The sequence below is a fragment of the Streptomyces sp. NPDC019396 genome (assembly GCF_040632375.1).
Lineage (GTDB): Bacteria > Actinomycetota > Actinomycetes > Streptomycetales > Streptomycetaceae > Streptomyces.
Genome location: NZ_JBEYBS010000021.1, coordinates 1 through 25,358, shown reverse-complemented (window position 1 = coordinate 25,358; position 25,358 = coordinate 1). Strand labels below are relative to the sequence as shown.

18 protein-coding genes are annotated in these 25,358 nt (G+C 70.1%); 10 read left to right on the top strand and 8 right to left on the bottom strand.

Annotated features, from left to right (window positions below):
- Positions 1-11: 11 nt before the first annotated feature.
- Positions 12-2,135: an ATP-dependent RecD-like DNA helicase gene (locus ABZ532_RS23210; protein WP_361286844.1), complete on the bottom strand. Its 2,124-nt coding sequence runs from the start codon at positions 2,133-2,135 to the stop codon at positions 12-14.
- Positions 2,132-3,115, bottom strand: coding sequence for an aldo/keto reductase (locus tag ABZ532_RS23205; protein ID WP_361286841.1), 984 nt, complete (start codon positions 3,113-3,115; stop codon positions 2,132-2,134). Before ABZ532_RS23205 ends, ABZ532_RS23210 begins: the two co-directional genes overlap by 4 nt.
- Positions 3,116-3,240: 125 nt before the next feature.
- Between ABZ532_RS23205 and ABZ532_RS23200 the strand changes: the two genes are divergently transcribed.
- Both ABZ532_RS23200 and ABZ532_RS23195 read left to right on the top strand, forming a co-directional pair.
- The gene (locus ABZ532_RS23200; RefSeq protein ID WP_361286838.1) at positions 3,241-4,290 is read left to right on the top strand and encodes an LLM class F420-dependent oxidoreductase; all 1,050 of its coding nucleotides are present in this window, start codon (positions 3,241-3,243) and stop codon (positions 4,288-4,290) included.
- A gap of 266 nt (positions 4,291-4,556) precedes the next feature.
- On the top strand, positions 4,557-5,342 hold the full coding sequence (locus tag ABZ532_RS23195) for a ferritin-like domain-containing protein (RefSeq protein WP_361286835.1): 786 nt from the start codon (positions 4,557-4,559) through the stop codon (positions 5,340-5,342).
- Between the two features lie 40 nt (positions 5,343-5,382).
- Here ABZ532_RS23195 and corA read toward each other — a convergent pair whose 3' ends face one another.
- Positions 5,383-6,375 carry a magnesium/cobalt transporter CorA gene (gene corA, locus ABZ532_RS23190; protein ID WP_361287097.1) on the bottom strand — a complete coding sequence of 331 codons (993 nt, stop codon included), beginning with the start codon at positions 6,373-6,375 and terminating at the stop codon, positions 5,383-5,385.
- Between the two features lie 70 nt (positions 6,376-6,445).
- Here corA and ABZ532_RS23185 point away from each other — a divergent pair, with 70 nt between their 5' ends.
- The 4 genes from ABZ532_RS23185 (at position 6,446) to mshC (ending at position 9,981) form a co-directional block, all read left to right on the top strand.
- A complete protein-coding gene (locus tag ABZ532_RS23185; protein WP_361286832.1) occupies positions 6,446-7,141 on the top strand; it encodes a histidine phosphatase family protein in 696 nt (231 codons plus the stop codon).
- Positions 7,142-7,201: 60 nt separating this feature from the next.
- Positions 7,202-7,792 carry a DUF3090 domain-containing protein gene (locus ABZ532_RS23180; protein WP_361286829.1) on the top strand — a complete coding sequence of 197 codons (591 nt, stop codon included), beginning with the start codon at positions 7,202-7,204 and terminating at the stop codon, positions 7,790-7,792.
- A complete protein-coding gene (locus ABZ532_RS23175) occupies positions 7,756-8,577 on the top strand; it encodes an SCO1664 family protein (RefSeq protein ID WP_361286826.1) in 822 nt (273 codons plus the stop codon). The genes ABZ532_RS23180 and ABZ532_RS23175 overlap by 37 nt, the downstream gene beginning before the upstream one ends.
- Before the next feature lie 174 nt (positions 8,578-8,751).
- On the top strand, positions 8,752-9,981 hold the full coding sequence (mshC, locus tag ABZ532_RS23170) for a cysteine--1-D-myo-inosityl 2-amino-2-deoxy-alpha-D-glucopyranoside ligase (RefSeq protein WP_361286823.1): 1,230 nt from the start codon (positions 8,752-8,754) through the stop codon (positions 9,979-9,981).
- A gap of 260 nt (positions 9,982-10,241) precedes the next feature.
- On the opposite strand, the gene ABZ532_RS23165 is transcribed toward mshC, so the two are convergent.
- The 5 genes from ABZ532_RS23165 to ABZ532_RS23145 all read right to left on the bottom strand — a co-directional run bounded on the left by ABZ532_RS23165 (position 10,242) and on the right by ABZ532_RS23145 (position 16,694).
- Positions 10,242-11,255, bottom strand: a complete 1,014-nt coding sequence (locus ABZ532_RS23165) for a PAC2 family protein (RefSeq protein ID WP_361286820.1) — start codon at positions 11,253-11,255, stop codon at positions 10,242-10,244.
- Positions 11,256-11,509: 254 nt separating this feature from the next.
- Positions 11,510-13,120, bottom strand: a complete 1,611-nt coding sequence (locus ABZ532_RS23160; protein ID WP_361286817.1) for a glycerol-3-phosphate dehydrogenase/oxidase — start codon at positions 13,118-13,120, stop codon at positions 11,510-11,512.
- A gap of 15 nt (positions 13,121-13,135) precedes the next feature.
- A complete protein-coding gene (glpK, locus tag ABZ532_RS23155; protein ID WP_361286814.1) occupies positions 13,136-14,665 on the bottom strand; it encodes a glycerol kinase GlpK in 1,530 nt (509 codons plus the stop codon).
- A gap of 37 nt (positions 14,666-14,702) precedes the next feature.
- A complete protein-coding gene (locus ABZ532_RS23150; RefSeq protein ID WP_361286811.1) occupies positions 14,703-15,491 on the bottom strand; it encodes an MIP/aquaporin family protein in 789 nt (262 codons plus the stop codon).
- Between the two features lie 438 nt (positions 15,492-15,929).
- Positions 15,930-16,694 (bottom strand): IclR family transcriptional regulator, encoded by a 765-nt coding sequence (locus ABZ532_RS23145; RefSeq protein ID WP_361286808.1) that lies wholly within the window; start codon positions 16,692-16,694, stop codon positions 15,930-15,932.
- A 257-nt stretch (positions 16,695-16,951) separates the two neighbouring features.
- Between ABZ532_RS23145 and metH the strand changes: the two genes are divergently transcribed.
- The 4 genes from metH (at position 16,952) to ABZ532_RS23125 (ending at position 25,203) form a co-directional block, all read left to right on the top strand.
- Positions 16,952-20,530 (top strand): methionine synthase, encoded by a 3,579-nt coding sequence (gene metH / locus ABZ532_RS23140; protein WP_361286805.1) that lies wholly within the window; start codon positions 16,952-16,954, stop codon positions 20,528-20,530.
- Between the two features lie 252 nt (positions 20,531-20,782).
- Positions 20,783-21,484, top strand: coding sequence for an HAD family phosphatase (locus tag ABZ532_RS23135; RefSeq protein ID WP_361286802.1), 702 nt, complete (start codon positions 20,783-20,785; stop codon positions 21,482-21,484).
- A 471-nt stretch (positions 21,485-21,955) separates the two neighbouring features.
- Entirely contained in the window at positions 21,956-23,557 is a 1,602-nt protein-coding gene (locus tag ABZ532_RS23130; RefSeq protein WP_361286799.1) for an ABC transporter substrate-binding protein, read from the top strand.
- Positions 23,558-23,616: 59 nt separating this feature from the next.
- On the top strand, positions 23,617-25,203 hold the full coding sequence (locus tag ABZ532_RS23125) for an ABC transporter substrate-binding protein (protein WP_361286796.1): 1,587 nt from the start codon (positions 23,617-23,619) through the stop codon (positions 25,201-25,203).
- The last annotated feature ends 155 nt before the right edge of the window (positions 25,204-25,358 follow it).

Genomic DNA, 25,358 nt, shown 5'->3' with positions numbered 1-25,358 from the left:
GGCATGTGGCCTTATGCGTCCTGCGCGGCCAGCAGCCCCTCCAGCAGGGTGCGCAGACGGGTCGTGCGGGCCTGGGCCGGGACCTGGGCGACCGCGTGCGCCAGGGCCTGCTCCACGCCGTGGACCACCGAGAGGTGCTGCTCACCGCGGCTGAAGGCGGTATAGACCCAGGGACGACTCAGGCCCTGTGCGGCGTCTCCCGGGAGCACGACGACAGCGGCCGGCCAGCGGCTTCCCGCCGCCTGGTGTGCAGTGAGCGCCCAGCCGTGCCGCAGCGCCGCTCCGAGCTGCTCCCGTGGGACGACCACGGGCGTCCCCTCGCAGTCGATACTCAGGCCCTCCCTATCCGCCGAAACGACCGTGCCGCACAGGGTCCGCCCGGGACCCGGGGCATACGCCACCCGGTCACCCGGATCGAAACCCCCGAAGCGACCAGGGCCGGGATTGAGCCGTTCCTTGAGTGCCGCGTTGAGCGCGCGGGTGCCCGCCGAGCCGCCATGGCCGACCGTGATCACCTGGGTCCGGTCCGACGGGACGCCGATCGCCCGCGGCACCGAGTCCGCGACCAGCTGGACCGTACGGTGCACGGCCTCGGCGGCGTCCCTGACCGGGACGATCACGACCTCCTTGCCCGGCGCCGCCACCTGGTTCAGCTCACCGATCCCGATGCCCGAGACCAACTCACCGATCGGGCCGGGGTCGGGCACCCGCGAGGCGATCTGCGGACACACCCGGGCCGCCAGCACATCGGCGAAGACCCGCCCCGCACCTGCCGAGCCCAGCACCCCGGGGTCACCGCTCAGCATCAGCCGGCTGCCGTCGGAGAGGGACTCCACCAGCGTCGCGGCGGTCTCGACATCGAGCTGCGGCGCGTCGAGCACGGCAAGCACGTCGAGCGCGAGGCTGCCGTCCTCGTCCCGGCCGGGACCCTGGGCGCCGGAGAGCAGCCCCCGTACGGTGACCGCCTCGTCGCCGGCAGCCAGCCGCCGGCGGCCGTTCTCGCTGTGGGTCGCGATCACCGCACGCAGCCCCTGCGCGCGGGCCGCCTCGACCAGCGCCAGGGCCTCGGAGCGCGCCGCCTCGCCGCCCGTGTGCACGATCAGCCCATGGCCGGCGGCCGCCCGCACCAGCTCGGGCCCTTCCCAGGTGTCGCCCGGACCCGTCCGCACCAGGCGGGCCATGCCGTCGGCAAGGCTCTCCTCCGCGAGGGCGTAGCGGTCGAGACCCACGAGGACCGGCACTTCCGGCCGATCCTTCCCCGTGTCTCCGCCGTGCTCCGCCTCCCCGGATCCGTCCGCCCCCTCCTGGGCCCCTTCGTCCTCGTAGCCGTCTTCTTCCAGCCCGTCCTGGAACACCAGAACGGCGCCTTCGGCGATGACCTGCTCGAGCGCTTCCCGGGGGTCCGGCATGGAGCGTGCACCGAGCGCCTCGTGCAGGGCGGACGCCTCCAGCGCGGTGTGGCCCTGCCGCGCGGCCTGCTCCAGCAGCCAGGTCACCAGACCCACCGCACGCCGTGTGTCGCCCGGTTCGCACTCGGCGCCGAGCAGGGCCCTGGCGAAACCGTCGGCCTGCTCCGGCCGGACACCCGGCACGCCCAGCAGCCGCCAGGGATCGTCACGCAGCACCTGTGCGGCCCGCTCCCCGAGCACCCCGGCGACCCGCTCCGCGAGTCCCTCGGGGGCACCGCCCGACACGAGCACCTCCAGCACCGCGGCGACCGCCGCGGGGTCGGCCTGCCGAGGCCCGCGCTCCGGTTCCCGAGGCCGCGCCGGCCGGGGCATGGACGAGGCGGCCGGCGGCCTCGGCGCGGTGGCCTGCTCGAACGCCGCGCTCCCCGTCTGTCCGCTCTCCACCGCCCGCACCGCCGCCAGCAGGTCGGCGGCCGTTCCGCTCAGCTTCGCCCCCGCCTCGACCGGGCCGGCCTTCTCGGCCTTGCGCCGCTCGATCTTCGCCCTCAGCTCCCGCTGCGCCGCCAGCTCGGCCTCCGTCTCGGAGAGCCCGCCCCCGCCGTCCTGCTCGCTCTCCTCGGACGGGGGCTCCCCGGCTGCCTCCCCGGTGTCCACGCCGTCCAGGACTGCGGCGTCCTCGTGCTCGTCCTCCGGGGGGCCGGGGTTCGCCCCGGGTTGCGCAGTCACAGCGTGCTCCAGTCCTGGTCGGGATAGCGGTGCACGGGCGCCGACACGTCGTCGAGCGCCTGGCAGATTTCGTCAGGCAGACTAAGGCCCTCCACTGACAACGCCGCCTCGAGCTGCTTCGCGGTGCGTGCCCCGACGATGGGCGCCACCACTCCGGGACGGTCGCGCACCCAGGCGAGCGCCACCTCGAGCGGGGTGGTCGCCAGGCCGTCCGCCGCCGTGGCCACCGCGTCGACGATGCGGCTCGCCGTGTCGTCGAGATAGGGCTCGACGAACCCCGCCATCGTCTCCGACGCCCCGCGCGAGTCCGCCGGCGTCGCCGTCCGGTATTTGCCCGTGAGCACCCCGCGCCCCAGCGGGGACGACGGCAGCAGCCCCACACCCAGGTCCATCGCCGCCGGCAGCACCTCGCGCTCGACCCCGCGCTGCAGCAGCGAGTACTCCATCTGCGTGCTCGCCAGCCGCGTCCGTATGCCCGGAGCGGCGAGCTGCCACGTGGCCGCCTTCGACAGCTGCCAGCCACAGAAGTTCGACACACCCGCGTATCGCGCGCGTCCGCTGCTCACGGCGAGGTCAAGGGCCTGGAGGGTCTCCTCCAGGGGGGTCAGCGGGTCGAAGGCATGGATCTGCCAGAGATCGACGTGGTCCGTGCCGAGGCGGTCCAGCGACGCGTCCAGGGCGGCCAGCAGATGGCCGCGAGAGCAGTCGAACCTGCGGTCCGGCTCCAGCACGCTTCCCGCCTTCGTCGCGATGACCAGATCACGACGTGGCACCAGCCGTTCCATGAGGCGCCCGAGCAGGTACTCGGCCTCCCCGCCGCCGTACACGTCGGCCGTGTCGACCAGCGTGCCGCCCGCCTCCCAGAAGGCCTTCGCCTGCTCAGCGGCGTCGTGCTCGTCGGTGCCGCGCCCCCAGGTGAGGGTGCCGAGCCCGATCCGGGACACACGCAGGCCGGTACGGCCGAGATGCCTCTGCTCCATGCGGCGAGATTACTGGCCAGGGCTCCACCCGAATCCACCCTGTGGATAAGTCACTCCTGACGAATCCGGGACCGTCGCGCTAGAGTCCGCGAAGAAGGACGTTACTCATCGGTAAGGGGAGCGGTATGCGGCTCGGGATCAATCTTGGCTACTGGGGCGCCGGCATGGACGGCGACAACCTCGCCGTCGCGCAGGAGGCGGACCGCCTCGGCTATGACGTGTGCTGGGCCGCCGAGGCATACGGCTCCGACGCGCCGACCGTCCTGGCCTGGGTCGCCGCTCACACCGAGAGCATCGACATCGGCTCCGCGATCTTCCAGATCCCCGCCCGCCAGCCCACGATGACCGCCATGACCGCGGCCACCCTCGACACCCTCTCCGGCGGGCGTTTCCGGCTCGGCCTCGGCGTCTCGGGGCCGCAGGTCTCCGAGGGCTGGTACGGCGTGAAGTTCGACAAGCCCCTCGCCCGCACCCGTGAGTACGTCGAGATCGTCCGCAAGGCCCTGACCCGCGAGCGCCTCAGCTACGAGGGCGAGCACTGGACCCTTCCGCTGCCGGGTGGCCCGGGCAAGCCCATCAAGCTGACCGTGCACCCCCAGCGGGAGCAGATCCCGGTCTACATCGCCGCGATCGGGCCCAAGAACCTCGAGCAGACCGGTGAGATCGCCGAAGGCGCCCTGCTGCTCTTCGCCGCCGCCGAGCACATCGAGGACACCGCGATCCGCCACATCCGCGCGGGCCGCGAGAAGGCCGGCAAGACCATGGACGGCTTCGACGTCTGCCCGACCCTCCCGCTCGCCCTCGGCGACGACGTCAGGGGCCTCGCGGACATGTTCCGCCCGTACACGGCTCTGTACGTCGGCGGCATGGGCAGCCGGAAGCAGAACTTCTACAACCAGCTCGCCCAGCGCATGGGCTACGAGAAGGAAGCCGCGGAGATCCAGGAGAAGTACCTCTCCGGGGACAAGAACGGCGCAGCCGCGGCCGTGCCGCACGAGCTGGTCGACTCGACGGCGCTGCTCGGCCCCGTGGAGCGGATCGCCGAGCGGATGCAGGCCTACGCCGCGGCCGGGGTCACCACGCTGACGCTCGCCCCGGCGGGCTTCACCCTGGACGAGCGGCTCGCCGCCCTGCGGGCCGGCACCGACGCCCTGGAGCGCTCCGGGCTCGCCTGATCCGGCCCGGGACGCGTGATCCGACGTGGGTGACATGCCTGCGGCCGTGGTGGGGGCTCGGGGGTCATCCCCGCCACGGCCGTCACGGCGTCCAACGCGTCGGGCGTCCGCGGGTCACGGCGCCAGGGGCAGCCGCGTGGATGCGCGCTCTCCGGCGCCCCCGGCGCGCTCCTTCTTTTGGCTGAGTCCTCCGCTCCCTCGGTTGCCTGACTGGCCGGTCCGCATTTGACTCGTTCATTGCGGGTGTCCGACTGGAGGTGGCAGTGATGCTCTCGGCCCGAAGCCTGTTCCAGGAAATCCTCGACAGCGATGACTCCTACCAGCTCTTCTGCTCGATCGCGGCCAGCGGCGAGACGCAGGGCGGCTGGGAGAACGGCAGGATCGCGGCACTGGTGCCTGACTCCATGTGCGAGCTAGCGCCGAAGATCACCCGGCACGGCGCGGACGAGGACAAGCACGGGCGGATCTTCAACGGGCTGCTGAAGAAGCGTGGGCTCGATCCGGTCGACGTCCCGCCCGAGACGGACTACACCATGCTCCTGGAGCGTCAGGGCATCGGCCTCGCCCACGACAAGCTCCGCCAGGACCAGCGGCTGAGCGAGCGGGACATCATCGTCTATCTCTCCCACAGCCGGGTCACGGAGCAGCGCGCGGCCGACCAGATGGACATGCTGGTCAGGTACTTCGGCGACCACCCCGAGGTCGGGAAGGCCATCCGGCAGATCTGCCACGACGAGGACAACCATCTGGCCTACTGCCACGAAGAGTTGCTCCGCCTCGCCCACGCCGGGCACGGGCGTGCGATCCAGCGCACCCTGCACGAGTGCGCCCTCACCGAGATCACCGTCTACCGGGACGTCAGCCTCGCCGTCATGTCCCATATGGGCAGGCTGCTGCGCTGGCCGAAGGCCAAGTCGGCGGCTCTCGCCGCGGGCATCCACGCGATGTACGCCTATGAGCGCGCCGGAGGCTGGCGGCGCATGGTCAGCCTGAAGATGCCCGAACGGCGCAATGCCCTCGGCGGCCCGGCGACGACGGCTCCCGTCATCTGACCACCGTGAACCGGGCACGCGGGTGCGGCCCGCACCCGCGTCACAGCCATCCGCGACGCTTGAACAGCCGGTACAGCCCGTACACCACAGCCGCCATCAGCAGCAGGACCGCCGGATACCCCCAAGTCCAGCCCAGCTCGGGCATGTGCCCGAAGTTCATTCCGTAGACCCCCGCGACCATCGTCGGAACGGCGACCATGGCGGCCCAGGCCGAGATCTTCCGCACGTCGTCGTTCTGCCGTACGCCCATTTGCGCGAGGTGCGCCGCCAGGATGTCCGAGAGCAGCCGGTCGAGCCCCTCCACCTGTTCGTTGACCCGCATCAGATGGTCGCTCACATCACGGAAGAACGGCTGGGCGTGCTCGTGGACGAAGGGGACCGTCGCGTTCGTGAGCCGTTCCACCGGCGCAGCCAGCGGTCCGGTCGCCCGGCGGAACTCCAGCACCTGGCGCTTGAAGGTGTAGATCCTCGCCGCGGTGTTCCTGGAGCCGCCCCCCTCTGGCGCGAAGACCTCCGCCTCCAGGCCCTCCATGTCGATCTGGAGCTCGCTCGCGACCTCGATGTAGTGGTCCACGATCGCGTCGCAGACGGCGTAGAGCACTGCGGTCGGACCGTGTCTGAGCACGTCCGGAGAGGCCTCCAGGCGCAGCCGTACGGAGTGGAGCGGCGCGCTCTCCCCGTGCCGCACCGTGACCACGAACGAGTCCCCGATGAAGACCATCACCTCATCGGCGGAGACGGTGTCGGTCTCGGCGTCGTACTTCAGCGGCTTGAGGACCACGAAAAGCGAATCGTCGTACACCTCCAGCTTGGGCCGCTGATGCGCGCTGAGCGCATCCTCCACGGCCAGCGCGTGCAGTCCGAACTCGCTGCTGACGCGGTCGAACTCCGCCGCCGTCGGCTCGTGGAGTCCGATCCACAGGAAGGCGTCCCCGCTCGCCCGGGCCTCGGCGAGGGCATCGGACAGATCATCGGGACCCTTGGTGCGGCGGCCCTCCCGGTAGATGGCGCAATCCACGATCACGGCGCGCATTCTTCCGCGCCCGGCGCCCGCCCGCACCCGGACGGCTCCCCGCCGCCCGGTCGGCATTACGCTGACCGGCATGGCCACGTTGATCCTCGTACGCCACGGACGCTCCACCGCCAACACCGCCGGGGTACTCGCCGGCTGGACGCCCGGAGTCGGCCTCGACGAGCGTGGTGGGCTCCAGGCCGCCGCGCTGCCCGGACGCCTCGCCCCCGTGGCGCTCGCCGCCGTGGTCACCAGCCCGCTCCAGCGCTGTCTGGAGACCCTCCAGCCGCTCCTGGACGCGCGACCGGGACTGCCGCTGCACACCGACGAGCGGATCGGCGAGTGCCACTACGGCGACTGGTCGGGGCGCAAGCTCGCGGAGCTCGCCGACGAGCCCCTGATGCAGGTCGTCCAGCGGCATCCCTCCGCGGCGGCGTTCCCCGGTGGCGAGTCGATGCGCGCCATGCAGGCACGTGCCGTGGACGCCGTACGCGACTGGAACTCACGTCTGGCGCAGGAGCACGGCGAGGACGTGGTCTATCTGATGTGCTCGCACGGCGACATCATCAAGTCCCTGGTGGCGGACGCACTCGGCATGCACCTCGACCTCTTCCAGCGGATCCATGTCGAACCGTGTTCCGTGACGGCCATCCGCTACACGCGCACCCGCCCCTTCCTGCTCCGGCTCGGAGACACCGGGGACTTCGGCACTCTGGCGCCCGCGAAGCACACCGCGGAGGCACAGGACGGAGCGGCCGTGGTCGGGGGCGGCGCGGGCGCACGGTGATCGGTTGGCGCAGTAGGGTGGACGGGCCGAAAGCCCGCTGATTCTCAAGGGAGACAGGACGTGTCCCGTCAGGTATTCCTCTACGACCCGCCGGACCGCTTCGTGGCCGGTACGGTCGGGCTGCCTGGACGCCGCACCTTCTTCCTCCAGGCTTCCGCGGGCGGACGCACCACCAGCGTCGCCCTGGAGAAGACCCAGGTCGCGGCGCTCGCCGAGCGGATCGACGAGTTGCTCGACGAAGTGGTGCGGCGCACCGGGGGCAACGCCCCCGTGCCGGCCATGGCCCCCACGGACGTCGCCGACACCGCACCGCTCGACGCTCCGGTGGAGGAGGAGTTCAGGGTCGGCACGATGGCGCTGGCCTGGGACGGCGAGGAAGAGCGCATGATCGTCGAGGCGCAGGCGCTCGTCGAGCTCGACGCGGACTCCGAGGAGGATCTCGCCGAGGCCGAGGAACGGCTGCTGCAGGACGAGGAGAACGGACCGCCGATGCTGCGCGTCCGGCTGAGCGGGGCGCAGGCGAGGGCTTTCGCCAAGCGTGCCCTGGACGTCGTGAACGCGGGGCGGCCGCCGTGCCCCCTGTGCAGCCTGCCGCTCGACCCGGAGGGACACGTATGTCCGCGCCAGAACGGATACCGTCGCGGAGCGTGACCGCCCTCGAGCTGCTCACCAAAGGTGAGCTGACGGTGAAGGGGCGGGTCCGCGAGGCGTCCAACGCGGTGCTGTTCTGCGCCGTCGCCCACGACGGCGAGGAGGCGCACTGCGTCTACAAGCCGGTCGCCGGTGAGCGGCCCCTGTGGGACTTCCCCGACGGGACACTCGCGCAACGCGAGGTCGCGGCGTACGAGATCTCCGAGGCGACCGGGTGGGGTCTCGTGCCGCCGACCGTGCTGAGGGACGGCCCGTACGGCGAGGGCATGGTCCAGCTCTGGATCGAGGCGGATCCTTCCGCCGACGGGCTGCTCGCCCTGGTCGACACGGACGAGCCGGGCGACGGCTGGAAGGCGGTAGGTCTCGCCGATGTGGGGGAGGGCCGCACAGCGCTGCTCGTGCACGCCGACGATCCCCGGCTGCGGCGGCTCGCCGTGCTCGACGCGGTGATCAACAACGGTGACCGCAAGGGTGGTCATCTGCTTCCGACGGCGGACGGTCGCCTGTACGCGATCGATCACGGCGTCACCTTCAACGTGGAGGACAAGCTCCGCACCCTGCTGTGGGGCTGGGCGGGGGAGCCACTCACAGCGGACACCAGGGAGGTCCTCGGGGCGCTCGCCACCGCACTCGGTGATGGTTCGTGCCTCGCGGGCCGGCTGGCGAAGCTGCTCACGGCCGCCGAGGTGGCGGCCGTCCGGTCGCGGGTGGCCGACCTGCTGGCGGACGGACACCACCCGGAACCGTCCGGAAACTGGCCCGCCATCCCCTGGCCGCCCGTCTGACCCGGCCGGGGCGTTCCGGCCACCGATGCGGCCCCGCCACCGGTATGGCCCCTCGGTACCGTCTCCGCAACCAGCGCCATACCGCCAGCTCACCGAACCGCGCAAGAGTGCCCAACCAGCCAAGAGCCGATATCCGGTTCGTATCCGGAAGCCGCATCCGGTTACGCTCATGGCATGCATGCCTGGCCCGCTTCTGAGGTCCCCGCCCTGCCCGGCAAGGGCCGCGACCTCCGGATCCACGACACGTCGACCAGGGGTCCGGTGACCCTCGACCCCGGTCCCGTCGCCCGTATCTACGTCTGCGGTATCACCCCGTATGACGCGACCCACATCGGTCACGCGGCGACCTACAACGCGTTCGACCTCGTTCAGCGTGTGTGGCTCGACACCAAGCGGCAGGTCCACTACGTCCAGAACGTCACGGACGTCGACGATCCCCTGCTCGCCCGTGCGAAGCGGGACGACGAGGACTGGATGGCGCTCGCCGAGCGCGAGACCTCGCTGTTCCGGGAGGACATGACCGCGCTGCGGATGCTTCCCCCCAAGCACTACATCGGCGCCGTCGAGGCGATACCGGGAATCGTCCCGCTCGTGGAGCGGCTGCGCGACGCGGGTGCCGCGTACGAGCTGGACGGCGACGTCTACTTCTCCGTGGAGTCCGACCCGCACTTCGGTGAGGTCTCCCGCTACGACGCCGAGGTGATGCGGGCCCTGTCCGCCGAGCGCGGGGGCGACCCCGAGCGCCCCGGCAAGAAGAACCCTCTCGACCCCATGCTCTGGATGGCCGCCCGCGAGGGCGAGCCGAGCTGGGACGGGGGCAGCCTCGGACAAGGACGCCCGGGCTGGCACATCGAGTGCGTCGCCATCGCCCTCGACCACCTGGGCATGGGCTTCGACGTCCAGGGCGGCGGCTCCGATCTGGCTTTCCCGCACCACGAGATGGGCGCCTCGCACGCCCAGGCCCTCACCGGCGAGCACCCGTTCGCCAAGGCGTACGTCCATGCCGGAATGGTGGCGCTGGACGGCGAGAAGATGTCGAAGTCCAAGGGCAACCTGGTGTTCGTCTCCACGCTGCGCCGTGACGGGACCGACCCGGCCGCGATCCGGCTGGCGCTGCTGTCCCACCACTACCGCGCCGACTGGGAGTGGACCGACCAGGTGCTCCGGGACGCCGAGGGCCGTCTGGCCCGCTGGCGCGCCGCCGTCTCGCGGCCCGACGGACCGTCGGCCGACGCCCTCGTCGAGGAGATCCGCGAGGCCCTCGCCAACGACCTGGACGCTCCTGCCGCACTGGCCGCCGTCGACCGCTGGGCCGCGCGGCAGCAGACCGACGGCGGCACGGACGAGGGCGCCCCGGGCCTCGTGTCGCGTGCCGTGGACGCCCTGTTGGGTGTCGCTCTCTGAGGGCTGTCCCGTAATCCCCGGTGGATCAGCGCACGGCGTCAGATGCGGTGCATCGCAAGGCGGAGGGTCGTCCTCATACTGGGCGTATTCGGGCGATTCGACAACGCAGCGGAGGTGCCGTAGCTGTCGTCGTGCGCCCGCCGGGGAATACGGGACAGCGCTTAGGCCCGGGACAGGACCTGGAACGACGGCGCAGGCGACACACAGGACACGACAGCGGGGCGGTGCCGGTACGGCACCGCCCCGCTCGGTCCCTTCGCTCAGTCCTCGGACGAGTCCCGTGAGTCCGGATCATCCCCGGACTCCTGCTCCGGATCCGGCCGCTGCGGTCTGGGCGGGCGGGTCCGCCCGCTCGACGGATCGCGCAGATAGGAGCCGCCGTCGCCGCCGTCCGTCGCGTGCCCGCCCGGCTGCCCCTGTCCGGAGGCCGGACCACCGTCCCGCCGCCGCAGATAGCGCTCGAACTCGCGCGCGATCGCTTCGCCGGAGGCCTCGGGAAGCTCGGCGGTGTCCCGCGCCTCCTCCAGCGTCTGGACGTATTCCGCCACTTCGCTGTCCTCGGAGGCGAGTTGGTCGACACCGAGCTGCCAGGCCCGTGCGTCCTCCGGGAGTTCACCCAGCGGAATGCGGAGGCCGATGAGGTCTTCCAGCCGGTTCAGCAGGGCCAGCGTCGCCTTCGGGTTGGGCGGCTGGGAGACGTAGTGCGGAACAGCAGCCCACAGGGACACCGCCGGCACACCGGCATGGGTGCACGCCTCCTGGAGGATGCCGACGATGCCGGTCGGGCCCTCGTAGCGGGTCTCCTCCAGATCCATCGTTCTGGCCAGGTCGGGGTCCGATGTGACTCCGCTGACCGGCACCGGACGGGTGTGCGGAGTGTCGCCGAGCAGCGCGCCCAGGATCACGACCATCTCCACGCCCAGCTCATGGGCGAAGCCCAGCAGCTCGTTGCAGAACGAGCGCCAGCGCATGGACGGCTCGATCCCGCGCACCAGTACCAGGTCGCGGGGTTTCTCGCCGCCGACCCGGACCACGGAGAGCCGGGTGGTGGGCCAGACGATCTTCCGTACCCCGCCGTCCAGCCACACAGTCGGCCGGTTGACCTGGAAGTCGTAGTAGTCCTCGGCGTCAAGCGCCGCGAACACCTCGCCCTTCCACTCCCGGTCCAGATGCGCGACCGCGGTGGAGGCAGCGTCGCCGGCGTCGTTCCAGCCCTCGAACGCGGCCACCATGACCGGGTCGATCAGCTCGGGAACCCCCTCGAGCTCGATCACCCAGTGCCTCCTTCCGACGTTTCCTTGTGTACGGACCAACCTTACGGCTTCAGGGAAGCCCGCCCGAGCCCCTGTGCACGGCCGGGTGAACTTCGATCCCCAGTGCCCCGACGAGCAGTTGGGACTGCACGGCCGGTGGCGTGCACAGGGGACGCACAGAAGACGGGGGCGGCTCGCAGTACGAGCCGCCCCCGTCGCCGCATCCGGCGCGGAACCTCTGGTTCAGACCCTGCCCGGACCCAGCCCAGGCCCTGTCAGGGCGTGCGCTCCAGCAGGTCCTCGACCTTGGTGCGGATGTCGTCCGTGGCAAGGCCGCGGATCGTCAGGGTCGTGCGCCGGCGCAGCACGTCGTCCGCGGTCTCGGCCCACTCATGATCGCGAGCGTAGACCACCTGAGCCCAGATCTCCGGGGCGTCGGGGTGGATCCGCTCGCCGAGCTCGGGGGACTGGCTCACCAGGCGCGCGATGTCGAACGACAGCGAACCGTAGTGCGTGGCCAGGTGCCGTGCGGTGTCGGCGGCCATACGGGGGCCGGGCGCGGGCCCGTCCACCAGCAGCCGGTGGGCCACCGCGCGGGGATTGGCTATGCCCGGCAGCGGGAGCTTCTTCGGCAGCTGCGAGAGCGGCTCCATGTCGTCGGCCAGCGGCCGGCCCGGCAGCGCGGCCAGCTTGGCCATCACCGTGCGCCCGATGTGGCGGAATGTCGTCCACTTTCCGCCGGCCACCGACAGCATCCCGCCGCGACCCTCGGTGACCACCGTCTCGCGCTTGGCCTGAGAGGTGCCGCCGGGGCCACCGGGCAGCACCCGCAGACCCGCGAACGAGTAGGTGATCAGATCGCGGGATAGCTGCTGGTCGCGGATGGAGTAGGCCGCCTCGTCCAGGATCTGCGAGGTGTCCTTCTCATTGACCGAGACATCCGCCGGGTCGCCCTCGTACTCCTCGTCGGTCGTACCGAGCAGGAGCATGTCCTCCCAGGGGAGGGCGAAGGTGATGCGGTACTTGTCGATCGGGGTCGCCAGAGCGGCCTTCCACGGGGCCGTCCGCTTCAGTACCAGGTGGGCGCCCTTGGAGAGACGGATGGAGGGCGCCGCCTTCGGGTCCTCCATCTTCCGCAGGTGGTCCACCCACGGTCCGGTCGCGTTGAGCACCAGCCGGGCGTCGACGCCGAACTCGGTGCCGTCCGTGCGGTCCCTGAGCTCCGCACCCGTGACCCGGCCCTGGGTGAAGCGCAGACCGGTGACCTCGGCGTGGTTGAGCACGACCGCTCCGGACTGGACGGCCGCGCGGACCGTCATCAGTGCCATACGCGAGTCGTTCATCTGGTCGTCGCCGTACACGGCCACGGCCCGCAGGTTCTCCGTGCGCAGCTCGGGCACATCGCGCTGTGCCTTCCCCGGGGAGATCACATGGCCCACGCCGTCACCGAACGCGGAGAGCGCCGAGTAGGCGAAGACTCCCGCGCCCAGCTTCGCGGCGCCGTGCGGTCCGCCCTTGTAGACCGGAAGGTAGAAGGTCAGGGGGTTCGACAGATGGGGGGCCACCTGCCGGGAGACCGCACGGCGCTCGAAGTGGTTCTCCGCGACCAGCTTGACCGCGCCGGTCTGGAGGTAGCGCAGACCGCCGTGGAGCAGCTTGGAGGAGGCGGATGAGGTGGCGCCGGCGAAGTCGCCGGCGTCCACCAGGGCCACCCGCAGTCCGGCTTGCGCGGCATGCCAGGCAGTGGAGATGCCCAGGATGCCGCCGCCGATCACCAGGAGGTCGTACGTCGCCTTGGCAAGCTGCTCCCGGGTCTCGGCGCGGCTCGGCAACGAACCGGAGGCCGGGTGCGTCCCCGGGACGGGGACGCTCTGGAGGGTGGTCATCTTTGGTGCTCCTCGTCAGCTCTCGTCGTGCTCGATCCAGCCCATGGTCCGCTGCACGGCCTTGAGCCAGTCCTTGTACTCCCTGTCACGCTTGGCAGGGTCCATGTGGGGGGTCCACTCGGCGGCCCGGCGCCAGTTGGCGCGCAGGGCGTCGGTGTCGGGCCAGAAGCCGACGGCCAGGCCGGCGGCGTAGGCCGCGCCGAGGCAGGTCGTCTCGGCGACCATCGGCCGCACCACCGGTGCGTCGAGGAAGTCGGCGAGCGTCTGCATCAGCAGGTTGTTGGAGGTCATTCCGCCGTCGACCTTGAGCGAGGTGAGCTCGACGCCGGAGTCCTTGGTCATGGCGTCGGTGATCTCGCGGGTCTGCCAGGCGGTGGCCTCGAGAACGGCGCGCGCGATGTGCGCCTTGGTGACATAGCGGGTCAGTCCGGCGATCACACCGCGGGCGTCGGAGCGCCAGTACGGGGCGAACAGGCCGGAGAAGGCGGGGACGAAGTAGGCGCCGCCGTTGTCCTCGACCGAGGACGCGAGGGTCTCGATCTCCGCCGCCGAGTTGATCAGGCCCATCTGGTCGCGCATCCACTGCACGAGGGAGCCGGTGACGGCGATGGAGCCCTCGAGCGAGTACACCGGGGCGTCGTCGCCGATCTTGTAGCCGACGGTGGTGATCAGACCCGAGTACGAGTTGATGATCTTGCTGCCGGTGTTCATCAGCAGGAAGGTGCCGGTGCCGTAGGTGGACTTCGCCTCACCCTCGGCGAAGCAGGTCTGGCCGAACAGCGCCGCCTGCTGGTCGCCGAGCGCCGAAGCGACCGGGACGCCGTCCAGGACGCCGCCCTTGACCTGGCCGTACACCTCGGCGGACGAGCGGATCTCCGGCAGTACCTCCATGGGTACCTCCATGGACTGGGCGATCTTCTCGTCCCACTCCATGGTGTGGAGGTTCATCAGCATGGTGCGCGAGGCGTTGGTGACGTCGGTGACGTGGTGTCCGCCGTCGACACCGCCGGTGAGGTTCCAGATGACCCAGGAGTCCATGGTGCCGAAGAGGATCTCCCCACGCTCGGCGCGCTCGCGCAGACCCGGGACGTTGTCCAGCAGCCAGCGGACCTTGGGGCCGGAGAAGTAGCTCGCCAGCGGAAGACCGGTCTCACGGCGGAATCGATCCTGCCCGACGTTGCGGCCGAGCTCCCTGCAGAGCGCGTCGGTGCGGGTGTCCTGCCACACGAGGGCGTTGTGGACGGGCTCGCCCGTGGTCTTGTCCCACAGCAACGTGGTCTCACGCTGGTTGGTGATGCCGATGGCCTTGACGTCGGCGGCGGAGATGCCGCCCTTCTCGATGGCGCCGGCCACGACCTCCTGGACGTTGGTCCAGATCTCGCTGGCGTTGTGCTCGACCCAGCCCGGCTTCGGGAAGATCTGCTCGTGCTCCTTCTGTTCGACCGAGACGATCCGGCCGTCCTTGTCGAAGACGATGCAGCGTGAGGAGGTGGTGCCCTGATCGATGGCCGCGATGAACGGGCCGGCGGTGTGTGCGTCGGTCACGGTGTACTCCCGGAAATCTGAGGAAAGGACGTACGGCTCACGCGAATGCGATGTTGTAGATACCCGCGGCGATGGCCGCACCGATCAGCGGACCGACGACGGGGATCCAGGCGTACCCCCAGTCGGAGCCACCCTTGTTCGGCAGCGGCAGCAGGGCGTGGACGATGCGGGGGCCGAGGTCACGCGCGGGGTTGATCGCGTAGCCCGTCGGTCCACCGAGAGACAGACCGATGCCGACGACCACCAGGGCGACCATCAGACCGCCGACCGGGCCGAGACCCTTGCCGCTGTCGTTGAGGCCCTGGGTGAGTACGGCGAGCACCAGAACGAAGGTGCCGATGATCTCGGTGGCGAGGTTCTGCCAGACGACACGGATCTCCGGGCCGGTGGAGAAGATGCCGAGCACCGGACCTGCCTTGGGGGCAGCCTTCTCGCTGACCAGACCTTCCTCGTGCGGCGGAGCGGAGATGATCTCCGGATCCGTCAGATGGGCCTTGAACTGTCCGGCGTACGCGAGCCAGGCCACGAAGGCGCCGATCATGGCGCCGATCAGCTGGCCCAGCCAGTAGAGCCAGACCTGGCTCCAGTCGCCGCTGGTGATGGCGATACCCAGGGTGACCGCTGGATTCAGGTGGGCACCGGACAGCGGGGCGGAGATGTAGACAGCGGTCAGGACTGCGAAGCCCCACCCGAAGGTGATGGCCAGCCAGCCGGCGTTTTGCGCTTTGGAGCGCTTGAGCACGACGGCGGCGACAACGCCGGCGCCGAGCAGGATGAGTGTGGCGGTCCCTATGACCTCGCCGATGAAGATGTCGGAGCTGGACACCCGCGACTCCTTAGTACTTGCGTCCAGGGCAAGACGAACCAGCGGGTCCCCTCCGCGGTTCGCGCCCTCGAGGAATGAGAGCGGTACCGGCCTTGGCGTTGCCACACTCTAGCGTGTAATACCGGTAGGTGTTCGACAATGCCGACCGTTGAACGGCAGTTTTGCCCTGCGGTTAACACGGCGTCAAGGGTTGTGTGGCTGAAAACCCGATCGTTATCGATGATGCGCCTGAACGATCAGAAGCGCCTGGTGTGGGGGGTTTGTGCGGGTTCGCAGGGGCCCGACAGCAGGCCTTCCGTGGCGGGATCCGGCCAGCGTCCCGCCGCCGGGACGGCATGATTCGGCGGGCCGCCCCACGTCATGGCGGGGCGTGCCGATCGTCGCGCCGGCGACTCTACGGACCCCGGCGTATGTCCCGGCCCGAGGGGCCCGGCCCGGTCAGAAGCGCCCCGCGCCCAGATCGCGGGAGACGGCGCGGGCGCAGTCCCGTACCGCCGCCACCAGCTCGGAGCGCAGCTCGCCGTCGTTGCACACCCGCTCCACCGCGCCCGTGATGGCCACCGCGCCGACCGGCATCCGGCGACGGTCGTGGATGGGTGCGGCCACCGCCGCCACGCCCTCCCAGGTCTCCTCGAGATCCGCCGCCCAGCCGCGCGCCCGGGTCAGATCCAGCAGCTCCTCGAACTCCGAGGGCCTCGTGATCGTGCGGGGGGTGAACTGTTTGCGGTCGATCTCCAGCACCTCGCTGTGGGCCACGGGGTCATAGGCGACCAGTACTTTTCCCAGTGCCGTGGAGTGCAGCGGCTGCATCGCGCCGACCTCCAGCACCTGGCGGCTGTCGTCGGGGCGGAAGACGTGGTGGACGATCAGCACGCCGTGCTGGTGCAGCACCCCCAGGTGGACACTCTCGCCGCTGGAACGGGCCAGGTCGTCCGTCCAGACCAGGGCCCGCGCCCGCAGCTCGTGCACATCCAGATAGCTGTTGCCGAGCCGGAGCAGCTCCGCGCCCAGCTGATAGCGGCCCGACGCGTCGTCCTGCTCCACGAAGCCCTCCGCCTGGAGGGTGCGCAGGATGCCGTGCGCCGTGCCCTTGGCGAGGCCGAGGGACGAGGCGATATCGGACAGCCCGAGCCGGCGCTCGCCGCCCGCGAGCAGTCGCAGCATGGCCGCCGCCCGTTCAAGCGACTGGATGTTCTTCGCCATCGCCCGGACCTTTCTCCCCGTGGGTTCGACAATGCTGAACACTATCGGCCGATGCCGAATAGGTGTTACCGCGAGGACAGTGTGTCAAGACCGCGCGGTTTCGGACATCATCGGGTCATCACCTGATTGCCGGTACGGCATGCCGTCCACCGGCTGGGACAGCGCCCCACAGATCGAGACTCCCGGCTAGGCTGGCCGGGTGCGGCGCCCCCGAGGGTCCGCAAAGCCGACAGCCGTCGCATCCCAGGGAGCAATCCATGGCCTCGTTGCCAACCCCTTCCGCCGACAGCACGACACCCGCGGCGACGCCCGCGGGGTCCGCAGTCCCTGCAGTCCCCGCCGAGCACAGGGTCCGGGCCGACGCCCTCCGTGAGGCGCTCGCCACCCGTGTGGTGGTGGCCGACGGAGCCATGGGCACGATGCTCCAGGCGCAGGACCCCTCACTGGACGACTTCCAGAACCTCGAGGGCTGCAACGAGATCCTGAACGTCACCCGCCCGGACATCGTCCGCTCGGTGCACCGCGAGTACTTCGACGTCGGCGTCGACTGCGTCGAGACCAACACCTTCGGTGCCAACTTCGCCGCGCTGGCGGAGTACGAGATCGCGGAGCGGGTGTACGAGCTGTCGGAGGCCGGCGCCCGGATCGCCCGCGAGGTCGCCGATGAGTACACGGTCGCCACCGGACAGCAGCGCTGGGTGCTCGGCTCCATGGGCCCCGGCACCAAACTGCCCACCCTCGGCCACGCCCCGTACCTCACACTGCGCGATGCCTTCCAGCAGAACGCCGAGGGGATGATCGCCGGCGGCGCCGACGCGCTGCTCGTGGAGACCACGCAGGACCTGCTCCAGACCAAGGCCGCGATCATCGGCGCCCGCCGCGCCATGGAGGCCACCGGCCTCAGCCTGCCGCTGATCTGCTCGGTCACCGTCGAGACCACCGGCACCATGCTGCTCGGCTCCGAGATCGGAGCGGCCCTCACGGCGCTGGAGCCCCTCGGTATCGATATGATCGGGCTGAACTGCGCCACCGGGCCCGCCGAGATGAGCGAGCACCTGCGCTATCTCGCCCGGCACTCGCGGATCCCCCTGTCCTGCATGCCGAACGCCGGCCTGCCGGTGCTCGGCAAGAACGGAGCCCACTACCCGCTGACCGCCTCCGAGCTCGCCGACGCCCAGGAGACCTTCGTCAGCGAGTATGGCCTCTCCCTGGTCGGCGGCTGCTGCGGTACCACCCCCGAGCATCTGCGGCAGGTCGTGGAGCGCGTACGCGACCTGGCGCCCGCCGAGCGCCGGCCGCGCCCGGAGCCCGGCGCCGCTTCCCTCTACCAGACGGTGCCGTTCCGCCAGGACACCTCGTACCTCGCCATCGGGGAGCGGACCAACGCCAACGGGTCCAAGAAGTTCCGCGAGGCCATGCTGGAAGGCCGCTGGGACGACTGCGTGGAGATGGCCCGTGACCAGATCCGCGAAGGCGCGCACATGCTCGACCTGTGCGTCGACTATGTGGGCCGCGACGGTGTCGCCGACATGGAGGAACTTGCCGGGCGCTTCGCCACCGCCTCCACCCTGCCCATCGTGCTCGACTCCACCGAGGTCGAGGTCCTCCGGGCCGGGCTCGAGAAGCTCGGCGGCCGGGCGGTCATCAATTCCGTCAACTACGAGGACGGCGACGGACCGGACTCCCGCTTCGCCAAGGTCACCCGTCTGGCCCAGGAGCACGGAGCGGCTCTGATCGCGCTCACCATCGACGAGGAGGGTCAGGCCCGTACCCCGGAGAAGAAGGTGGAGATCGCCGAGCGGCTCATCAGGGACCTCACCGCGAACTGGGGCATCCACGAGTCCGACATCCTCATCGACACGCTGACCTTCACCATCTGCACCGGCCAGGAGGAGTCCCGCAAGGACGGCATCGCCACCATCGAGGCCATCCGCGAGCTCAAGCGCCGCCACCCGGACGTCCAGACCACCCTCGGCCTGTCCAACATCTCCTTCGGCCTCAACCCGGCCGCCCGCATCCTGCTGAACTCCGTCTTCCTCGACGAGTGCACCAAGGCGGGCCTGGACTCCGCGATCGTGCACGCGTCCAAGATCCTGCCCATCGCGCGCTTCGACGAGGAGCAGGTCGGCACCGCACTGGATCTGATCTACGACCGGCGCAGCGAAGGCTACGATCCGCTGCAGAAGCTGATGGCGCTGTTCGAGGGGGCCACCGCCAAGTCCCTGAAGGCGGGCAAGGCCGAGGAACTGGCGGCGCTGCCGCTCGAGGAGCGCCTCAAGCGGCGCATCATCGACGGCGAGCGCAACGGCCTGGAGGCCGACCTGGACGAGGCCCTTCAGCAGCGCCCGGCCCTCGAGATCGTCAACGACATCCTGCTCGACGGAATGAAGGTGGTCGGCGACCTCTTCGGTTCCGGCCAGATGCAGCTCCCGTTCGTGCTCCAGTCCGCCGAGGTCATGAAGTCCGCGGTGGCGTATCTGGAACCGCACATGGAGAAGACCGAAGGTGAAGAGGCGGGCAAGGGCACCATCGTGCTCGCCACCGTCCGCGGCGATGTCCACGACATCGGCAAGAACCTTGTGGACATCATCCTCTCCAACAACGGCTACAACGTCGTCAACCTGGGCATCAAGCAGCCCGTCTCCGCGATCCTGGAAGCCGCTGAGGAACACAAGGCCGATGTCATCGGCATGTCGGGGCTCCTTGTGAAGTCCACCGTGATCATGAAGGAGAACCTGGAGGAGCTCAACCAGCGCAAGCTGGCCGCCGACTATCCGGTGATCCTCGGCGGTGCGGCCCTCACCCGCGCCTACGTCGAGCAGGACCTCCACGAGATCTACGAGGGCGAGGTCCGCTACGCCCGTGACGCCTTCGAGGGACTGCGCCTGATGGACGCCCTGATCGCGGTCAAGCGCGGCGTCCCCGGCGCAAGCCTCCCCGAGCTCAAGCAGCGCAGGGTACGGGCGACCGCGGTGGTGACCGAGGAGCCCGCCGAGGCTCCCGAGGGTTCCGTACGCTCCGATGTGGCGACCGACAACCGTCTCCCCGAGCCGCCGTTCTGGGGCACCCGGGTGATCAAGGGCATCCAGCTCAAGGAGTACGCCTCCTGGCTCGACGAGGGCGCGCTGTTCAAGGGCCAGTGGGGCCTCAAGCAGGCCCGCCACGGCGACGGCCCGTCGTACGAGGAGCTGGTGGAGACGGAGGGCCGCCCCCGGCTGCGCGGCTTGCTGGACCAGCTGCACACCCAGAACATGCTGGAGGCGGCCGTGGTCTACGGCTACTTCCCGTGTGTGTCGAAGGGCGACGATCTGATCATCCTCGGCGAGGACGGCTCCGAGCGCACCCGCTTCACCTTCCCGCGCCAGCGGCGCGGGCGGCGGCTGTGCCTGGCCGACTTCTTCCGCCCCGAGGAGTCGGGCGAGACCGACGTGGTCGGCTTCCAGGTGGTCACCGTCGGATCCAGGATCGGTGAGGCGACGGCGCAGCTCTTCGCCTCCGACTCCTACCGCGACTACCTGGAACTGCACGGGCTCTCCGTGCAGTTGGCCGAAGCACTGGCGGAGTACTGGCACGCCCGGGTGCGCGGCGAACTCGGCTTCGGTGGCGAGGACCCGGCGGACATCGAGGACATGTTCGCGCTCAAGTACCGGGGAGCGCGCTTCTCCCTCGGCTACGGAGCGTGCCCCGACCTCGAGGACCGGGCGAAGATCGCCGATCTCCTCCAGCCCGAGCGGATCGGCGTACAGCTCTCCGAGGAGTTCCAGCTCCATCCCGAGCAGTCCACGGACGCCATCGTGATCCACCACCCCGAGGCGAAGTACTTCAACGCGCGATAGGACGAGTTCAAGACCTGGGCGCCGTCCGCCCGGAGGGCGCCCAGGCGGGGGTTCTCACACACGGCCTGGGCCCCCGCCGGGCCTGGAGCGCCCGCTCAGCGCCGTCCGGGCGCTCCGGGTCGCCCGGAGGGCCCGGAGTTTCGACGGCGCACTGCGGACTCCCGCGACGTACACTTATCGGTCCAGTGCAGGCCGGTCGCCCTCCCTCACCGGGAGGCGGCCGGCCTTCTCGTCCCTCTCGGAGGTGTGCCGATGACCAGTACGGTCCCCGCGTCCTCGACGCACACGCGTGCGGGCTCCGCCCTGCAAGCCGTCTTCCTCGACATGGACGGCACCCTGGTGGACACGGAGGGCTTCTGGTGGGACGTGGAGGTGGAGGTGTTCGCCGACCTCGGGCATGCGCTGGACGCGGCCTGGCGGGACGTGGTGGTCGGCGGCCCGATGACCCGCAGCGCGGGCTATCTCATCGAGGCGACCGGGGCGGACATCACCCTCGCGGAGCTCACCGTGCTGCTGAACGAGCGCTTCGAGCGGCGCATCTACCGCGGTGTACCGCTGATGCCGGGCGCCGAGCGGCTGCTCACCGAGCTCGCGGCGCACAATGTGCCCACGGCGCTGGTGTCGGCTTCGCACCGGCGCATCATCGACCGGGTGCTGGCCTCCCTGGGCGCCGACCGCTTCGCGCTCACCGTCGCGGGTGACGAGGTCGCCCGGACGAAGCCGCACCCCGACCCGTACCTTCTCGCGGCCCGGGGCCTGGGTGCCGACCCCGCCCGCTGTGCCGTCATCGAGGACACCGCGACGGGGGTCGCGGCGGCCGAGGCCGCCGGCTGCCGCGTGGTCGCGGTGCCGTCCGTCGCGCCCATCGCCCCCGCCGACGGCCGGGTGGTAGTGACCTCGCTCGAAGAGGTCGACCTGCCCTTCCTGCGCACCCTGATCACCCGGATGAACTGAGGCGTGCACCGACGGTGGCCCGTAAATCGTCCGGAAACTCTGGGCATCCGGACGTGTCTCTTCCGTAATCACGACAGAACGTGAGGTTCCTCACTCCAAGTGACCTCATCGGGGACTGGTCATACGGGCAGGTCCTGCCGCAAGCTCGTTCGCGAGCGCCTTTGTGTCCTGGTTCCCCGCTCGACGTCCGGATTGCCCTCCCGCATGACTATCGATGCACCACCATGCCTGCTCACTCGGTGACAGCGGCCCAACTCGGGTCCGGTCCGGTGTTCGTGGCGTAGCCCACTAATCTCGACGCGAGCACTTCGCCGCAAACCCCCCTGTGTCACGGGCCACACCCATAGCCCCACGTCACAGGTCCGATCGCGCTGTGTCCCGACCCGATCGCCCCGCCCCGACCGGGCCCCCGCGGCGAAGTATCCGTACGCCGCTGTATCCCAGTGTGGGATGAGGAAGAGAACATCCAGGATGAACCGCAAGACACTGGCGCTGCCGCTCATGGCCGGCCTGCTCGTCCCCGTACTCGCCGCCTGTGGGGCGACCGTCGGCGGAGTGGACAAGGACGGCGCCATTGTCGTGGGAACCACGGACCAGTTCGTCGCCAACGGTGACAGTCCGGCGCCCTTCGACCCCGCCTACGCCTACGACACCGGTGCCTGGAACGTGCTCCGCCAGACCTTGCAGACGCTGATGCACGTGCCGCGCGGCGGCGGTGACCCGGTACCGGAGGCGGCCTCCCGCTGCGCCTTCACGGACAACGCGAGCGAGAGCTACCGGTGCACCCTCCGTGACGGTCTCCAGTTCTCCGACGGCAAGCCCGTCACTGCGGAGGACGTGAAGTTCTCCATCGAGCGCGTCCTCGAGATCAGGTCCGACAACGGCGCTGCCGGTCTGCTCGCCAACATCGACACCATCGAGGTCAAGAGCGACAAGGAGCTCGTCTTCCACCTGAGTACCCCCGACGCCACCTTCCCCTACAAGCTCTCGACGCCCGTCGCCGGCATCGTCAGCCGGGATGCGTACGACGGCAAGAAGCTGCGGGAAGGCTTCGACGTCAGCGGCTCGGGCCCATACACCCTCGAGACCGAGAGGGACGGCGACAAGCTCGTCAGCGCCGTCTTCACCAAGAACCCTCACTACAAGGGGGATCTGAAGGTCCGCAACGGCAAGGTCGAGCTGCGCTCCTTCGCCGACGCCCACGGCATGGGCAGTGCGCTGGATTCCGGAGACATCGACGTGATGGCCCGGGCCATGGCCCCGGACCAGATCGCCGAGCTCTCCGAGAACCCCCGCAAGGACATCGCGCTCACCGAGATGCCCGGCCTGGAGATCCGCTACCTCGGCTTCAACACCAAGGACCCGTCCGTGAAGGACAAGGCGGTCCGCCAGGCCATGGCCTCCGTCATCGACCGCGGAAACATCGCGGACAAGGTGTACGGCGCGACCGCGGAGCCGCTCTACTCGCTGATCCCGTCGTCCATCTCCGGCCACACCAACTCGTTCTTCAACCGGTACGGCGAGCCGAGCCGGGAGAAGGCCGCCGCCATCCTCGGCGAGGCCGGGATCGACACCCCCGTCAAGCTCACTCTCAACTACACCACCGACCACTACGGTCCCGGAACGGCCGCCGAGTTCGCGGCGCTGCGCGACCAGCTCAACGCCACCAAGCTCTTCAGCGTGACGATCAAGGGCGCCGAGTGGTCCAAGTTCCGCCCCGCCCAGAAGCGCGGCGACTACGCGGTCTACGGGCTCGGCTGGTTCCCGGACTTCCCGGACCCGGACAACTTCATCGCCCCGTTCCTGGACAAGGACAACTTCCTCAACAGTCCCTACGTGAGCACCGTCGCCCGCGACCAGCTCATCCCGGCCTCGCGCCGCGAGGCCGACCGGGAGGCCGCATCCGCGTCCTTCACCAAGCTGCAGGACATCGTGGCCGCCGATGTGCCCGTTTTGCCGCTGTGGCAGGGCAAGCAGTACGTCGCCGCCCGGTCGGAGGTCACCGGCGTCGAATGGGCGCTGAACTCGTCGTCAGACCTCCAGCTGTGGGAGCTCGCGCGGGGCTCCGCCTGAACTTCAGCACCAGGCCGCGAACGTCGCGGTCGGCATCCGAGAGCAAGAGGCAAGGTTCTGTGAAGGCACGACTCATCAAGAGGACGGCCCCGCTCGCCGCGGGGCTCTCCCTCGTCCTGCTGGCCGGCTGCGGCGGGGAACAGGGCGACGGCGCGTCCGAGGAAAGCCGGGTGGTCGTCGGTATGTCCGACGAGGTCCTGGCCACCGACCCGGCCGACGGGTACGACCCCGGCTCGTGGCTGCTGTTCAACAACGTCTTCCAGTCCCTGCTGAGCTTCCCCAAGGGCGGCACCACCCCCGAGCCCGACGCGGCCGAGGACTGCGGCTTCTCGGGCGGCGCGAGCACCGTCTACCGATGCACCCTGCGCGAAGACCTCAAGTTCAGCAACGGCAATGCGCTGACCTCGGAGGACGTGAAGTTCTCCTTCGAGCGTGCGATCAAGATAGCCAGTGACTCCGGCCCCGGGCCGCTGCTCGCCACCATCGGCAGCATCGAGACCCCCGACGCGCGGACGGTCGTCTTCCGGCTCAAGAGCCCGGACGCCACCTTCCCGAGCAAGATCGCCTCCGGTGCGGGCTCCATCGTCGACCACCGCGAGTACGACGGCGGCGGCCTGCGTTCCGACGGCAAGGCGGTCGGCTCCGGCCCGTACAAGCTGGACTCCTTCAACGACGACGAAGCGGTCTTCTCGGTCAACCCGGACTACAAGGGCAACGCGACCGTGCGCAACGGCGGCGTGACCCTCAAGCTCTTCCACGGTGACCAGGACAAGCTCGCGGCCACGCTCAAGAAGGGCGAGGTCGACGTGGCGTACCGAGGCCTCACCGCCAAGGACGTCGCCGGGCTCCAGGGCGACGCGTCCGCCAGCGACCAGCAGATCTCGGTCATCGAAGGCGACAGCGCCGAGGTCCAGCACCTCGTCTTCAACATGAAGCACCCGGTCGCGGGCAAGCTCGCGGTGCGCCGGGCCTTCGCCTACCTGGTGGACCGTGACGCGCTCGTACGGGACACCTACGACGCCACCGCCGAGCCGCTGTACTCGATCGTCCCGGCCGGCATCTCCGGACACAACACCGCGTTCTTCGAGCGCTACGGCGACCGCCCGCAGCCCGACAAGGCCCGTCAGGCGCTGCGGTCCGCCGGTGTCACCGACAAGGTCCAGCTGACCCTGTGGTCCACGTCCAGCCGCTACGGCCCGGCCACCGACCAGGAGCTCCAGGCCATCGCCAAGCAGCTCAACGACAGCGGTCTGTTCAAGGCGGACGTCAAGTCCGTCGAGATCGACCAGTACGAGAAGGACATCAAGGCCGGCAAGTACGGCGTCTATGTGAAGGGCTGGGTCCCCGACTACCCGGACCCGGACAACTTCACCCAGCCGTTCTTCGGCCCGGACAACGTCCTCGACAACAACTACGAGAACAAGCAGATCTCCGGCAAGATCATTCCGGAGACCTCGGCCATGACGGACCGCGCCGCGACCGAGAGCAAGTTCGCCGAGCTTCAGAACCTGGTCGCCGAGGACGTCCCGGTGCTGCCGCTGTGGCAGGGCAAGCAGTACGCGGTCGCCCACGGCAACATCACCGGCCTGGAGTGGACGCTCGACGCCTCCACGGTCTTCCGTTTCTGGGAGATCAAGAAGGGCTGACGGGCAGAGCAGGCACCCACTGGGGAGGGGGGGGGGGGGCGGCGGGGGCGCCCCCCCCCCCCCCCCCCCCCGGGGGCCCCCCCCCCCCCCCAAAAAAGGGTGCCCGCGGGGCCCCCCCCCCGCCTGAATGCGGGGAACCGCCCCGGCCGCCCGCG